The sequence below is a fragment of the Paraburkholderia caffeinitolerans genome, from assembly GCF_902859945.1.
GTDB classification, from domain to species: Bacteria; Pseudomonadota; Gammaproteobacteria; order Burkholderiales; family Burkholderiaceae; genus Paraburkholderia; species Paraburkholderia caffeinitolerans.
The window spans coordinates 133,256-146,851 of the sequence record NZ_CADIKL010000007.1; the positions used below are offsets into that span (position 1 = coordinate 133,256).

Annotated in this window: 12 protein-coding genes; 11 read left to right on the top strand and 1 reads right to left on the bottom strand. The window is 66.0% G+C overall.

What is annotated here, in order from left to right:
- Window positions 1-4: 4 nt before the first annotated feature.
- Window positions 5-214 carry a twin transmembrane helix small protein gene (locus HV773_RS09280; protein ID WP_035524088.1) on the bottom strand — a complete coding sequence of 70 codons (210 nt, stop codon included), beginning with the start codon at window positions 212-214 and terminating at the stop codon, window positions 5-7.
- A 105-nt stretch (window positions 215-319) separates the two neighbouring features.
- Between HV773_RS09280 and HV773_RS09285 the strand changes: the two genes are divergently transcribed.
- From HV773_RS09285 to nagE, 11 genes are all read left to right on the top strand, one after another.
- Window positions 320-1,078 carry an SURF1 family protein gene (locus HV773_RS09285; protein ID WP_129561073.1) on the top strand — a complete coding sequence of 253 codons (759 nt, stop codon included), beginning with the start codon at window positions 320-322 and terminating at the stop codon, window positions 1,076-1,078.
- Between the two features lie 107 nt (window positions 1,079-1,185).
- On the top strand, window positions 1,186-1,854 hold the full coding sequence (locus tag HV773_RS09290) for an SCO family protein (RefSeq protein ID WP_129561074.1): 669 nt from the start codon (window positions 1,186-1,188) through the stop codon (window positions 1,852-1,854).
- Window positions 1,855-1,892: 38 nt separating this feature from the next.
- A complete protein-coding gene (locus tag HV773_RS09295; protein WP_129561075.1) occupies window positions 1,893-3,002 on the top strand; it encodes a COX15/CtaA family protein in 1,110 nt (369 codons plus the stop codon).
- A gap of 9 nt (window positions 3,003-3,011) precedes the next feature.
- Entirely contained in the window at window positions 3,012-3,917 is a 906-nt protein-coding gene (gene cyoE / locus HV773_RS09300; protein ID WP_129561076.1) for a heme o synthase, read from the top strand.
- A 4-nt stretch (window positions 3,918-3,921) separates the two neighbouring features.
- The gene (locus HV773_RS09305; RefSeq protein ID WP_129561077.1) at window positions 3,922-4,569 is read left to right on the top strand and encodes an SCO family protein; all 648 of its coding nucleotides are present in this window, start codon (window positions 3,922-3,924) and stop codon (window positions 4,567-4,569) included.
- 201 nt (window positions 4,570-4,770) lie between these two features.
- Window positions 4,771-5,586 carry a MetQ/NlpA family ABC transporter substrate-binding protein gene (locus HV773_RS09310; protein ID WP_129561078.1) on the top strand — a complete coding sequence of 272 codons (816 nt, stop codon included), beginning with the start codon at window positions 4,771-4,773 and terminating at the stop codon, window positions 5,584-5,586.
- Between the two features lie 436 nt (window positions 5,587-6,022).
- A complete protein-coding gene (locus HV773_RS09315) occupies window positions 6,023-6,757 on the top strand; it encodes a GntR family transcriptional regulator (RefSeq protein WP_129561079.1) in 735 nt (244 codons plus the stop codon).
- 121 nt (window positions 6,758-6,878) lie between these two features.
- Window positions 6,879-7,982 (top strand): N-acetylglucosamine-6-phosphate deacetylase, encoded by a 1,104-nt coding sequence (gene nagA, locus HV773_RS09320; RefSeq protein ID WP_129561080.1) that lies wholly within the window; start codon window positions 6,879-6,881, stop codon window positions 7,980-7,982.
- Window positions 7,975-8,982: an SIS domain-containing protein gene (locus HV773_RS09325; RefSeq protein ID WP_129563261.1), complete on the top strand. Its 1,008-nt coding sequence runs from the start codon at window positions 7,975-7,977 to the stop codon at window positions 8,980-8,982. The genes nagA and HV773_RS09325 overlap by 8 nt, the downstream gene beginning before the upstream one ends.
- A gap of 12 nt (window positions 8,983-8,994) precedes the next feature.
- On the top strand, window positions 8,995-11,643 hold the full coding sequence (gene ptsP / locus HV773_RS09330; protein ID WP_129561081.1) for a phosphoenolpyruvate--protein phosphotransferase: 2,649 nt from the start codon (window positions 8,995-8,997) through the stop codon (window positions 11,641-11,643).
- 163 nt (window positions 11,644-11,806) lie between these two features.
- Window positions 11,807-13,573, top strand: a complete 1,767-nt coding sequence (nagE, locus tag HV773_RS09335) for an N-acetylglucosamine-specific PTS transporter subunit IIBC (RefSeq protein WP_129561082.1) — start codon at window positions 11,807-11,809, stop codon at window positions 13,571-13,573.
- The last annotated feature ends 23 nt before the right edge of the window (window positions 13,574-13,596 follow it).

Genomic DNA, 13,596 nt, shown 5'->3' on the forward strand with positions numbered 1-13,596 from the left:
AGCTTTAGCGGCCGTACGGAATCCCGGTGGACTGGATCCAGCCCATCCAGTGCGCGAAGAGAATGAAGAGGAAGAGCGAGATGGACAGACCGACGCGCGTAGCGAGCGACCACACCATTCGCTTGCTGCGGCCGCGGTCGTGCATCATGAAATAAAGCGCTGAGATCATGCTCGCGATGATCAGCACGAATGCAATGGGGACAAGTATGTGCATGAAGTTCACTGAAGTTGGCATGCCTGAAAACGCCTGTCTCATTATCGCACCGCGCTCCCGGGGGCAGGGTTCGCCCATTCGAATGCAGTGCATTGGACGTGCCCGATGAAGATCCGCCTCGTTCCTGCGCTGCTCATCCTGATCGTGATGGCCGTGACCATCCGGCTCGGTTTCTGGCAGCGCGATCGCGCCCATCAGAAGGAAGCGCTGCAAGCGCAGATCACGCGCTACGAGAACGCGAACCCGCAGACCGTGAGCGCAGCGCCGATCGCCCTGAAGGACATCGAGTTTCATCGGGTGCGCGCAAAGGGCACGTTCATGCCCGAGCGTGTGGTGTATCTCGACAATCGTCCGTATAACGACCAGCCAGGCTTTTACGTGGTGATGCCGCTTAAACTGGAGGGCGGTGGCTACGTGCTCGTGAATCGTGGCTGGCTGCCACGCAACATCCAGGATCGCGAGCAGATCGCGCCTTATCTGACCCCCACGGAGCCGGTCGAAGTGGTGGGCATTGCGCGTGCCGATGCCTCGCGTGCCTTCGAACTGGGGGCGGGGGGCTCTGCAGCACAAAAGAAGATACGGCAGAATCTCGGCGTCGCTTCCTATGCGGCGGAAACCGGGCTGCCGTTGCAGCCCTTCGTGATCCAGCAAACGGACGCTGTGCCGGCCTTGAAGGACGGCCTCGTGCGCGACTGGCCGGTGCCGGCCACGGACGTCGAACGCAACTACGGTTACATGCTCCAGTGGTGGGGCATGGCGGCCGCGGCGCTCGGATTCGGCCTTTACGCGGCTCGCCGGGCTGCGACAAAAGAGCGCAGTAAGGGGCAAGGTCAGGAGCCGGCTCACGGCACGAAGGACGCCTGACGACTCGCCGGGCGACGGTTCGCCGGGCGACGTTCGCCGGGCACAAAGATACGCTGCAGCATCGCAGCACATGAATAACTGGAAGCGACAGAAACGAGGTTCGAGCAGTGTCGACGCATTCTCCCGATTCATCCCAGGTTTCGCGCAACGCATCACAGCAGAAGGGCGCTGCGCCTAAAGGCGCTCCGCAGAAGCCCTCCTGGCAACGCGGCCGCTGGATGCTGCTGCTGATTGCGCTGATCTGCGGCGCACCCATTGCGATCTCGTACTTCACCTACTACGTGATCAAGCCGAAGGGCGGCTCGACGAGCTACGGCACGCTGATCGAGCCGCAGCGCACGATTCCGTCCGCGCTGATGGTGACCGGCGACGATGGCCGCGAAGTGCCGCTCGATTCGCTTAAGGGCCATTGGCTGATGATCTCGGTGGATGGAAGCGCGTGTGGGGAGACCTGCGCGCAGAAGCTTTACTTCATGCGCCAGGTACGCGCGACGCAAGGCGCGGAGCGCGAGCGCGTCGTCACGGTCTGGCTGCGCACCGATGACGCCGCGGTGCCGGCCGTGGTGAAGACCGCCTATCCGGACACGCGCATGCTGCGCGCCGATTCGGCCGCGGTGGCCGCGTGGCTGCCCGCGACCGACAAGACGAACGACACCGATCACATCTACCTGGTCGACCCGAACGGCAACCTGATGATGCGTTTCCCGGAGCAGCCGGATCCGTCGAAGATCAAGCAGGACGTGACCAAACTCCTCAAGTGGTCGCGTATCGGTTAAGGTGCGCAGCGCGAGTCTGACAGAGAAGAGTACGAGAGATGTTTATCCTTGAGCTGGGCCTGATTGGCCTGTGCATCGCGTTGCTGCCGCTGTCGTGGGTCTGGGTGAAGGCCGACGACGACAAGTTCCGCAAGCTTGTGTGGCTCACGACCTTCATGACGCTCGACCTCGTGATGTTCGGCGGCTTCACGCGCCTCACCGATTCGGGGCTCGGCTGTCCTGACTGGCCCGGTTGCTATGGCACCTCGTCGCCGTTCATCGCGCACGTGCAGATCGCGGCCGCGCACCTCGCCATGCCCAGCGGCCCCGTGAGCATGACCAAGGCGTGGATCGAGATGATTCACCGCTACTTCGCGATGGCCATCGGCGTCCTGATCATCGCCCAGACGGCGATCGCCTGGCGCGCGCGCATCAAGCGCCTGCCGCTGCACGTCTCGCCGTGGTGGCCCACGGCGCTGCTCGGCCTGATCGTCGTGCAAGGCGCGTTCGGCGCCTGGACGGTGACGATGAAGCTGCAGCCCATCATCGTCACCACGCATCTTTTGCTCGGTCTCCTGCTGCTCGGCTCGCTCGCGTGGCTCGCCGCGCGCATGACGCCGCTGCCCGCGTACGAGCCCGACGCCGCGCGCTGGCGCGTGGCCGCGCTCGTGGCGCTCGTGCTGCTCGTCGTGCAAATCGCGCTGGGCGGCTGGGTGAGCACGAACTACGCGGTGCTTGCGTGCACGGACTTTCCGACCTGCAACGGCGCATGGATTCCGCCGATGGACTTCCACCATGGCTTCCATCTCTGGCGCGCGCTCGGCATGGACGGCAACGGCGACGTGATCACTCAGGACGCGCTCGTGGCGATCCACTGGACGCATCGCACGTTCGCGTTCATCGTAGTCGCTTATCTGGTATGGTTCGCCCTCAAGTTGCGGCGTTACGCCTCGCTGCGACGCCCCGCTAACTGGATCGTGATCGTGATCGTGATCCAGTTTCTGACCGGGCTATCCAACATCGTGCTGCAGTGGCCGCTGCCCGTGGCAGTGGCGCACAACGGTGGCGCGGCGATCCTGTTGCTTCTGGTCGTCGTGCTAAACTTTCGAATTGCTTGTAGCCGCCCCGGCCGCGCCGTTCTCCCTGCGCGCGACACCGCTGCGGTGTGATCCCGCCCTATGGAAAGTACAACCATCTCTCAGACGCCCGGCAGCCGGATTTCGCAGTATCTCGCGCTCACGAAGCCCCGCGTCACCCAATTGGCCGTGTTCTGTGCGGTCATCGGCATGTTCCTCGCCGTTCCGGGCATGGTGCCCTGGAAGCAACTGGTCGGCGGCACCGTCGGCATCTGGCTGACGGCCGGCGCGGCCTTCGCGATTAACTGTCTCGTCGAGCAGAAGGTAGATGCGCGCATGCGGCGCACCTCCTGGCGTCCTTCGGCGCGCGGCGAGATCACCAGCGCGCAGATCCTGGCGTTTTCTGCGGTGATCGGTGGCCTCGGCATGTGGGTGCTGTACACGTTCGCCAATCCGCTCACCATGTGGCTCACGGTCGCGACCTTCATTGGCTACGCGATCATCTATACGCTGCTGCTCAAGCCCGCCACGCCCCAGAACATCGTGATCGGCGGCGCCTCGGGCGCGATGCCGCCGGCGCTCGGTTGGGCGGCCGTCACGGGCCACGTGCCCGCCGACGCCTGGATTCTCGTACTCATCATCTTCGTGTGGACGCCGCCGCACTTCTGGGCGCTCGCGCTGTATCGCCGCAAGGACTACGAAAACGCCGGCCTGCCGATGCTGCCCAATACGCACGGCGAAAAGTACACGCGCCTGCACATCCTGCTCTACACCGTGATCCTGTTCGCGGTCACGTTGATGCCCTATATCTCGGGCATGAGCGGCGTGCTGTATCTGGCCACGGCGGTTTTGCTCGGCGCGGTGTTCCTCGCCTATGCGTGGAAAATCTACGTCGAGTATTCGGACGCGCTTGCACGCAAGACTTTCCGCTATTCGATCGTCTACCTCTCGGTGCTGTTCGCCGCGCTGCTGGTTGACCACTACGTCCGCGCGCTCATCGGGATGTAACGGCATGACCCATTCAATGTTCGCGCGCGCGGCGCGTGCCGCGCGTGTCACGCTCATTGCGCTTGCGGCGGCGGGCGCGCTCGGCAGCACGTTGCTGCTCGAAGGCTGCGGCCAGCAGCCGCCGACGTTCTCGAACCTCGATATCACCGGCAACACGCAGTTCGGCAAGGACTTCTCGCTGCCGGATTCGAGCGGCAAGATGCGCTCGCTCGCCGACTTCAAGGACAAGGTGGTCGTGCTGTTCTTCGGCTACACGCATTGCCCGGACGTCTGCCCGACCACCATGGCCGAGCTTTCGCAGGCGCTCCAGCAACTCGGGCCCGATGCCGCGAAGCGCGTGCAGGTGCTTTTCGTGAGCGTCGATCCCGAGCGTGACAGCGCCGCGATCCTGGGCCAGTACGTGAGCGCGTTCAATCCCACCTTCATCGCGCTGCGCCCGGCCAATGAAGAGCAGCTCAAGCAGATCACCAAGGACTTCCGCGTCTACTACGCGAAGGTGCCCGGCACGACGCCTGACAGCTACACGATGGATCACACAGCCGCGAGCTACGTGTTCGACACCACCGGCAAGCTGCGGCTCTTCGCGCGCGACGGGCAGGGCGTCACGCCCTGGCTGCACGATCTGAAGATCCTGCTCGACGCCAACGACTGAGGCCGTCAGGCCACGGAAACACCCCGGTTCGCCCAGTGCTCCGGCGCTAGCCAGCGCCGTGGAATATCCGTATGCGATTTCTTTATTTCGCGCGGCCGGGGCCATATGAGACCATTCACGTCCACCCGGCGGGCGGCACACGATGCCCCCGCAGCCGGGACATGACAGGAACAACACGCAACCAGCGGGAACATCATCGCCATGCAGCGCAGAAATCTGATTAAAGCTCTCCTCGCCGGCTTCGCCGCCGCCACCACACTCACGGCCAGCTTCGGCGCTCACGCCGACGACAAGGCCATCAAGGTCGGCACCGTCTCGGGTCCGGACGCGCAAGTCTGGGCCGTGGTCCAGAAGGTCGCCAAGCGCGAAGGCCTGAACGTGAAGGTCATCGAATTCAACGACTACGTGCAGCCGAACGCGGCGCTCGACTCTGGCGACCTCGACGCCAACAGCTTCCAGACCGGGCCCTACCTCGATAGCCAGGTCAAGCAGCGCGGCTACAAGCTCGTGAACGCGGGCCTCACGTACATCTCGCCGATCGGCGTGTACTCGAAGAAGCTCAAGTCGCTGAACGATCTGCCGCAAGGCGCGAAGGTCGCGGTGCCGAACGATCCGTCGAACGAGAACCGCGCGCTGCTGCTCCTGCAGAACAAGGGTGTGATCAAGCTGCGCGCTGGCGCGGGCACGAACGGCAATAACGCGACGCCGCTCGACGTCGCTGAAAACCCGAAGAAGGTGAAGCTCGTCGAACTGGACGCCGCACAGTTGCCGCGCGCGCTCGGCGACGTGGACGCCGCCGTGATCAACACGAACTACGCGCTGGCCGCCGGCCTGCAGCCGACCAAGGACGCCATCGCGCTGGAAGACACGCACAGCCCGTACGCGAACCTGATCGCCGTGCGCGCCCAGGACAAGGACAAGCCGTGGGTGAAGAAGCTGGTCGCGGCTTATCAGTCGGAAGACGTGCGCCAGTTCATCAAGAGCGAGTTCAAGGGTTCGATGATTCCGTCGTTCTAAGCGACGCGGGACCCTCGCGCGGCGTTAAAGCCGCCACGCTGGTGATCCAGCAAACGAAAAAGCCGCTTCCTGGAAGCGGCTTTTTTTGCGCCTGCATTTCTGGGCCGCGCGCTTATTCCAACAGCCTTGGCTCGAACTAACGCTCTGGCAGCGAACGGGCCCAGCGGCCTCCTAAAGAGAGCCCACAGGTATCACTCCAGGGAAAATCCCGATCACTGCGTCAACGCGCGCCACACCCTTGAATTTAATATAACTGTTTGATTTTTATGTGGTTTTAGTCGATTCACGTGCGGCGACTGTGCCTGTTGACTGGTATTATTGTGGTTATATAATGGGCTCGAATTTGCAACGGGCCGACGCCACATGGCAATGTCGAAAGTGCCAGATGACCTGCCCCGGTGCCCCCACGATCTGTCCACCCGCTGGCCGGAGTTCCATGGAAACCCGTTGGTCTGCCCTGATGCCCGATGCGCGCAACGTCACGCCGCTCTATCTGCAGCTGGCGCGCAATCTTGCGACGGCCATTCATTGCGGCGTGTGGTCGGCGGGCGAGGCGCTGCCGTCGGAGCGCACGCTTTCGGATGCCATCGGCGTTTCGCGCATCACGGCGCGCAAGGCCATCGAGCTGCTGGTCGAGCAGGGGCTGATCCGGCGCGCACGCGGCGCAGGCAGTTTCATCACGCCGCGCGTGGAAGATCCGCTTTCGCGCCTGACCGGCTTCACGAAAAAGATGGAGCAGCGCGGCTTCACGCCCGATTCGGTATGGCTGGAGCGCGAGGTGCGCGCCGCCCACCGCGAGGAGATTGTGCAGTTGGGGCTGTCGCCCGGCGCCTCGGTCGCGAGCCTGCGCCGCCTGCGTCGCGCGGACGGCATCGTGATGGCCGTTGAGCATTCGGCGCTGCCGGTGTCCATCGTGCCGGACCCGGGCGCGATCGACGGCTCGCTATACGCGTATCTCGAAGGGCGCGGCGTGCCGGTCGTGCGCGCGCTCCAGCACTTTCGCGCGGTCAACGCGACGGGCGAAATCGCCAGGCTGATGGATGTGGAGCCGCGTGCAGCACTGCTCGTGATCACGCGTGTAGGTTTTTCGCGCGACCAGCATGCCATCGAGCTCACCGACACTTATTGCCGCGATGGCTTTTACGACTTCGTCGCGGAGCTCAGGCAATGAACGCAGTAATCCAGAAGGCAATTCGCGGGAACGCGACGCCGCGCCACGAATCTCTCATGCACGTCATCGTCACGACTCACCGCGCACCCAAATTTGTCGTGCGCAAAATCGGAAAAATCTCATGCTGAGCGGAAACATTCTCACCCCTGACGGCTGGATCAACGGCACGATCACGTTCGAAAACGGACGCATCACGTCGATCGAAGGCGAGGCCACCGATCCGGCGAAGAACGACGAGCCGTACCTCCTGCCGGGCTTCATCGACCTGCACGTGCACGGCGGCGGCGGCGCCGACGTCATGGAAGCGGGCGACGCCATCGAAACCATCGCGCGCACCCACGCGCGCTACGGCACGACGAGCCTGCTCGCGACCACCATGACCGCGCCGCGCGACGAGTTGATGAGCGTGGTGTCGAGCCTCGGCGATGTGGCGCGGCGGCGCACGCCGGGCGGCGCGCGCGTGCTGGGCGTCCATCTCGAAGGGCCGTACATCAATCCGGGCAAGCTGGGCGCGCAGCCTGACGCCGCGGTGTCCGCCGTGCTCGACGAAGTGCTCAAGTATCTGTCGATCGCGCCGATCCGCGTGGTGACCGTGGCGCCGGAAATCGCGGGCCATATCGAGATCATCGGCGAGATGGCGGCGCGCGGCGTGCGGGTGCAACTCGGCCACTCGCTCGCGACCTACGACGACGCCGTGGCCGCACTCAAGCACGGCGCGCGTGGCTTCACGCATCTTTTCAATGCGATGTCGCCGCTGCATCACCGCAATCCGGGTCTCGTCGGCGCGGCGCTCGCGCACGCGGAATACGCCGAGATCATCCCCGACTTGCTGCACGTGCACCCCGGCGCGATCCGCGCGGCGCTGCGCGCGATTCCGCGCCTATACGTGGTGACCGACAGCACCTCGGCCACCGGCATGCCTGACGGCGAATACCGCCTCGGCAGCCAGCACGTGACCAAGTGCCTCGGCGGCGTGCGTCTTGCCGACGGCACACTGGCCGGCAGCACCCTCACCATGGACCAGGCCTTGCGCAATCTCGTGTCGATTGGCCTGCCGATTGCAGATGTTTCCGCGCGCCTGTCGCGCTATGCGGCCGACTATCTCGGCATCGAAGACCGTGGCCGCCTCACGCGCGGCGCATGGGCCGATGTCAATGTGTTCGACCGTGAACTGACGCTTACCGCGACCTACGTCGAAGGAGAATCGATTGTCGAATATGCTTAAAGAAGCGCTGGCCTCGGCTGGCGTCGTCGCCGCGCAGCTCGCGGACACCTCGCGCGTCGAGGCGCTCGCCCGCGCGCTCGAGGCCGAGCCGCGCCACGTTGCGCTCACGGTCGCGCGCGGCAGTTCGGACCACGCGGCGAGCTATTTCGCTGCGCTCACCATGAGCCGCATCGGCGTGCCGGTCGCTTCGGTTCCCATGTCGATCGCGACGCTGCAACAAGCGCCATTGCGCGTAAAGGGCCAGTTTGCTTTGGCTTTCTCCCAATCAGGCAGGAGTCCTGATCTGGTCGCGACGATGCGCGCGCTGCATGACGCGGGCGCGCTCACGGCGGCGATGGTCAACGTGGCCGGCTCGCCGCTCGCCGATGCGGCGGGAGCGGAACTGCCCTTGCTCGCCGGCCCGGAGCTGAGTGTCGCCGCAACCAAGAGCTATATCGCAATGCTCGCGATGTCGGCGCAACTCGTCGCGTTCTGGCAGCGCGACGCCGAGCTGCTCGACGCCGTGCGAGCGCTGCCTGAAGCGCTCGACTGCGCGGGCGCGCTCGACTGGTCGAAGGCCGTGGATGAACTGCGCGACGTCTCGCAGATGATTGTGATCGGCCGCGGCCCGGGGCTTGCCATCGCACAGGAAGCGGCGCTCAAGCTCAAGGAAACCTCGAGCATCCAGGCCGAAGCGTTCTCCAGCGCCGAAGTGCGCCATGGCCCGATGGAGCTCATCGACCGCGACTATCCGCTGCTCGTGTTTGCACCGCGCGGGCCGGAGCAGGCCGGGCTCGTGCAATTCGCGCGCGACATGCAACAGCGCGGCGCGCGTGTGCTGCTCGCGGCGCCCGCCGATGTGCAGGACGCCACGCTGCCGCTCGTCTCGACGGCCGACCCGGCGCTCGATCCGATTGCCGCCATTCTTTCGTTCTACGTGATGGCGGCGAGTCTCGCCGCCGCGCGCGGCCGCAACCCGGACGAGCCGCGCTACCTGAACAAAGTCACCGAAACCCACTAGATTGGAATGCTGATGGAACGCACCCAGGAGTCTCGCCTGATGAAGCCGGAAAATTCCGCCGCGGGCCGTATCGAACTGATCGCGCCGTTGAGCGGCCCAGTTGTGCCGCTCGCCTCGGTGCCCGATCCGGTGTTCTCGGAAGGCCTGTTCGGCGACGGCATCGGCATCGATCCGCTCGTCGGCCGGCTGGTCTCGCCGTGCGACGGCACGATCATGCACCTCGCGCGCACCGGCCATGCCGTCACGCTGCAGACCGCCGAGGGTGCGCAGGTGCTCGTGCATATCGGCATCGACACGGTCGAGCTGAACGGCAAGGGCTTTACGCCGAAGGTCGAGCAGGGCGCCCAGGTGCGTCGTGGCGACCTGCTGATCGAATTCGATCTCGATGTCGTGGCGTGCAACGCGCCTAGCCTCGTCTCCGTGATCGCGGTGGCGAACTCCGATGCGTTCGAGGTGATCGAGCGCGCGAGCTTCTCCGAACATGTCGAGGCTGGCGAGACGCCGCTGCTCGTATTGCGCGCGCGCGCCGGCGCAGTGCCTGCTGCCGACGTTGCGGAAGTCGTGACGAATGAAGTGCGCCGCAGCGTGACGCTCACGCACGCGGGCGGCCTCCATGCGCGGCCCGCGGCGCGGGCGCGTGAAGCCGTGCGCGGGATCGATGCGCGCGTGGAAGTGCGCTACGGCGAGCGCAAGGCAGCCATCGAAAGCGTGGTGGGCCTGCTTGGGCTGGGTGCGGGCGAGGGCACGACCATCGAACTGGTCGGCATGGGCCGCGAGGCGCAGAAGGCCGTCGATGCGGTCGCCAATGAGCTCCTGCGCGATGCGCCGGGTGAAGGCGGCGAAGCGCCCGCGCGGAAGTTGTCGCCCGCGCCGGTGGCCACCGCGGCGAGTGCCGCCAGTGCCGCTGGTGCGGCCATCGCCGCTCAGCAGGCTTCGCGCGGCGCGCCGGGCACGCTGGTCGGCGTGTGTGCTGCGCCGGGCGTGGCCGTCGGCAAGCTGGTGCGCTGGGACGACGCCGAACTCGTTCCCGCCGAACTCGCAAGCGGTCCTTCGGCTGCTGAAAGCCGCTTGCTCGACAAGGCGGTTGCGTCCGTCGATGCCGAGCTGGACGCCTCGGTGCGCGTGGCCTCGCAGCGCGGCGCGATCAGCGAAGCGGGCATCTTCCAGATGCACCGCGTGCTGCTCGAAGATCCGACGCTTATCGACGCCGCACGCGACCTCATCAGCCTCGGCAAGAGCGCGGGCTTCGCGTGGCGCGACGCGATCCGCGCGCAGATCACGGTACTCGGCCAGGTGGACGACCCGCTGCTCGCGGAGCGCGCCGCCGATCTGCGCGACCTCGAAAAGCGCGTGCTGCGTGCGCTCGCGAACGCGAGCGGTACGGGTAACGCGGCGGCCGCGCAGCGCGAGCTGCCTGAAGAGGCTGTGCTCGCCGCCGACGAATTCACGCCTTCCGATCTCGCCTCGCTCGACCGCAAGCGCGTTACCGCGCTTGTGATGGCGCGCGGCGGCGCGACCTCGCATGCCGCGATCATCGCGCGCCAGGCCGGCATTCCGGCGCTCGTCGCGCTCGGCGACGCGCTGCACAAGATCGAAGAGGGCACGACTGTGGTGGTGGACGCGGGCGCTGGCAGCTTCGCTTTCGCTCCGAGCCCGCAGGACGTCGAACGCGCCCGCGCCGAGAAGCAGCGCCTTGCTGGCGTGCGCGAGGCGAACCGGCGCACTTCGCATGAGGCCGCCGCCACGCGCGACGGCCATGCGGTCGAAGTCGCCGCGAATATCGCGACGCTCGACGACGCGCGCACCGCCGTGGACAACGGCGCCGATTCCGTCGGCCTGCTGCGCACCGAACTCATGTTCATCCATCGCCAGGCGGCGCCCACGGTGGACGAGCATCGCGAGGGCTACCAGGCCATTGCCGACGCGCTCGGCGGACGCACGGCCATCATCCGCACGCTCGACGTGGGCGCGGACAAGGAAGTCGACTATCTGACGCTGCCGCCCGAGCCGAACCCCGCGCTGGGCCTGCGCGGCATCCGCCTCGCGCAGGTGCGTCCCGACCTGCTCGACGATCAGTTGCGCGGCCTGCTCGCGGTCGAGCCCATGGGCGCCGTGCGCATCCTGCTGCCGATGGTCACCGACGTGGGCGAACTCGTGCGTCTGCGCGAGCGCATCGACACGTTCGCTCGCGAAGCAGGCCGCACCGGCCGCATCGAAGTGGGCGTGATGATCGAGGTGCCCTCGGCGGCGCTGCTGGCCGACCAACTTGCGCGCCACGCCGATTTCCTCTCGATCGGCACCAACGACCTCACGCAGTACACGCTCGCGATGGACCGCTGCCAGCCCGATCTGGCTGCCCAGGCCGACGGCCTGCATCCGGCCGTGCTGCGCCTCGTCTCGGTGGCGGTGGAGGGCGCGAGCAAGCATGGCAAGTGGGTAGGCGTGTGTGGCGCGTTGGCGGGCGACCCGCTCGCGGTGCCGCTGCTCGTCGGCCTTGGCGTGACCGAGCTGTCGGTCGATCCGGTATCCGTGCCGACGATCAAGGCGCGCGTGCGCAAGCTCGACTACAGCCAGTGCCGCGAGCGTGCGTTCGAGGTGCTCGCGCTGGAATCGGCTCAGGCCGTGCGCGCGGCAAGCCGCGCAAGCTGGCCGCTCGACTGATTTCCTGGGTGGCTGAGCAATCAGCCACTCTATTTACCCGGCAGCGGGCACTTTAAACCGTTCGCTTTCCTTAATAAAAACCCGCCGGCGGGCGCAGCGACCGCACACCGGTTTATCTCACCTCATCTTCTTCACGCAAGAGACAGAGACTGGAGGCAGTTCAATGGATGGCAATCCGTTTCTCAAGATTCAGAGCCTCGGCCGCGCGCTGATGCTCCCGATCGCAGTGCTGCCGGTGGCCGGCATCCTGCTGCGCTTCGGGCAGGCCGACATGCTCAACATCAAGATCATCGCCGACGCAGGCGGCGCGATCTTCGACAATCTGCCGCTGCTGTTCGCCATTGGCATCGCGGTGGGTTTCGCTAAAGACAATAACGGCGTGGCGGCGCTCGCGGGCGCGCTCGGCTATCTGGTCGAGACCGCCGTGATGAAGGACATCAACGACAAGCTCAACATGGGCGTGCTCTCGGGCGTGGTGGCCGGCGTCGTGGCGGGTCTGCTGTACAACCGCTTCAAGGACATCAAGCTGCCCGAGTTCCTTGCCTTCTTCGGCGGCAAGCGCTTCGTGCCGATCGTGACCGGGCTCGTGTGCTTGTTGCTCGGCATCGTGTTCGGCTATGCGTGGGGACCGGTGCAGCACGTGATCGATACGGCGGGCCACTGGCTCACCACGGCGGGCGCGATCGGCACGTTCGTCTACGGATTGCTGAACCGTCTGCTGCTCGTGACCGGCCTGCATCACATCCTGAACTCGCTCGTGTGGTTCGTGTTCGGCTCGTTCACGCCCGCCGGCGGCGCGGCCGTGACCGGCGACCTGCACCGCTTCTTCGCGGGCGACCCCACCGCGGGCAGCTTCATGGCCGGCTTCTTCCCGGTGATGATGTTTGGCCTGCCGGCCGCGTGTCTCGCGATGCTGCACGAGGCGCCCAAGGAGCGCCGCGCGATGGTGGGCGGCCTGCTGCTCTCAATGGCGCTCACTTCGTTCCTCACGGGCGTGACCGAGCCGATCGAGTTCACCTTCATGTTCCTCGCGCCGGTGCTCTACGGCATTCACGCCGTGCTCACAGGCCTGTCGCTCGCCATCTGCTCGCTGCTCGGCATCAAGCTCGGCTTCACGTTCTCGGCGGGCGCGATCGACTACGTGCTGAACTACGGTCTGTCGACGCACGGTTGGGAGGCGATTCCGCTCGGCATCGCCTATGCGGTGGTGTACTACGTGCTGTTCCGCTTCTTCATCCGCCGCTTCAATCTGCCGACGCCGGGCCGCGAAGCCTCGGCCGGCGACACGGCAATCGCCTCGTCGATGTCGGGCGTGGCGGTGGCGGCCGCTTCGTTCGATTCGGCGGCAGCGGCCACGGCGCTCTCGCGTGCGGCCCGCTATATCGATGCGCTCGGCGGTGCGGCTAACCTGAAGGTGGTCGATGCGTGCACGACGCGCCTGCGCCTTAACGTGGCCGATCCGGCACACGTGTCGGAGCCGGCGCTCAAGGCAATCGGCGCGCGCGGTGTGCTCAAGCGCGGCGGCGAAAGCGTTCAGGTCATCATCGGGCCGGAAGCCGACATGATCGCCGACGAGATCCGTCGCGAGATCGCCAGCGGCCGCCCGGCGGCGGCTGCTGCTGCGGTGAAGGCGGCGCCGGTGGCTCCGCAGGCTGCGGCGCAGTCATCGGCCGGTACGAACGATGAAGTGGGTCCGCTCGACCCGAATCCGTCGCGCTGGTTGGCGGTGCTGGGCGGCGCGGCGAACATCGTGTCGCTCGATGCGGTCGCGGTTACGCGTTTGCGTGTGATCGTGCGCGATCCTTCGGCAGTCGATCGTGCCCAGTTGGGTGCGCTCGACGTGGCATGGGTGTCGGCGGATACGCTGCACATCGTCGTGGGCGGCGCAGCGCAGCGCTATGCGCGCGAGCTTGCCTTGCAGGCAGCCTGAAGATCGACGAATTGCGGCCGGCA

Bases quoted from the DNA above. Each gene is read 5' to 3' on its own strand.
- HV773_RS09280 (WP_035524088.1), bottom strand. From the start codon at position 214: ATGCACATACTTGTCCCCATTGCATTCGTGCTGATCATCGCGAGCATG.
- HV773_RS09285 (WP_129561073.1), top strand. From the start codon at position 320: ATGAAGATCCGCCTCGTTCCTGCGCTGCTCATCCTGATCGTGATGGCC.
- HV773_RS09295 (WP_129561075.1), top strand. From the start codon at position 1,893: ATGTTTATCCTTGAGCTGGGCCTGATTGGCCTGTGCATCGCGTTGCTG.
- cyoE (WP_129561076.1), top strand. From the start codon at position 3,012: ATGGAAAGTACAACCATCTCTCAGACGCCCGGCAGCCGGATTTCGCAG.
- HV773_RS09305 (WP_129561077.1), top strand. From the start codon at position 3,922: ATGACCCATTCAATGTTCGCGCGCGCGGCGCGTGCCGCGCGTGTCACG.
- HV773_RS09310 (WP_129561078.1), top strand. From the start codon at position 4,771: ATGCAGCGCAGAAATCTGATTAAAGCTCTCCTCGCCGGCTTCGCCGCC.
- HV773_RS09315 (WP_129561079.1), top strand. From the start codon at position 6,023: ATGGAAACCCGTTGGTCTGCCCTGATGCCCGATGCGCGCAACGTCACG.
- nagA (WP_129561080.1), top strand. From the start codon at position 6,879: ATGCTGAGCGGAAACATTCTCACCCCTGACGGCTGGATCAACGGCACG.
- HV773_RS09325 (WP_129563261.1), top strand. From the start codon at position 7,975: ATGCTTAAAGAAGCGCTGGCCTCGGCTGGCGTCGTCGCCGCGCAGCTC.
- ptsP (WP_129561081.1), top strand. From the start codon at position 8,995: ATGGAACGCACCCAGGAGTCTCGCCTGATGAAGCCGGAAAATTCCGCC.
- nagE (WP_129561082.1), top strand. From the start codon at position 11,807: ATGGATGGCAATCCGTTTCTCAAGATTCAGAGCCTCGGCCGCGCGCTG.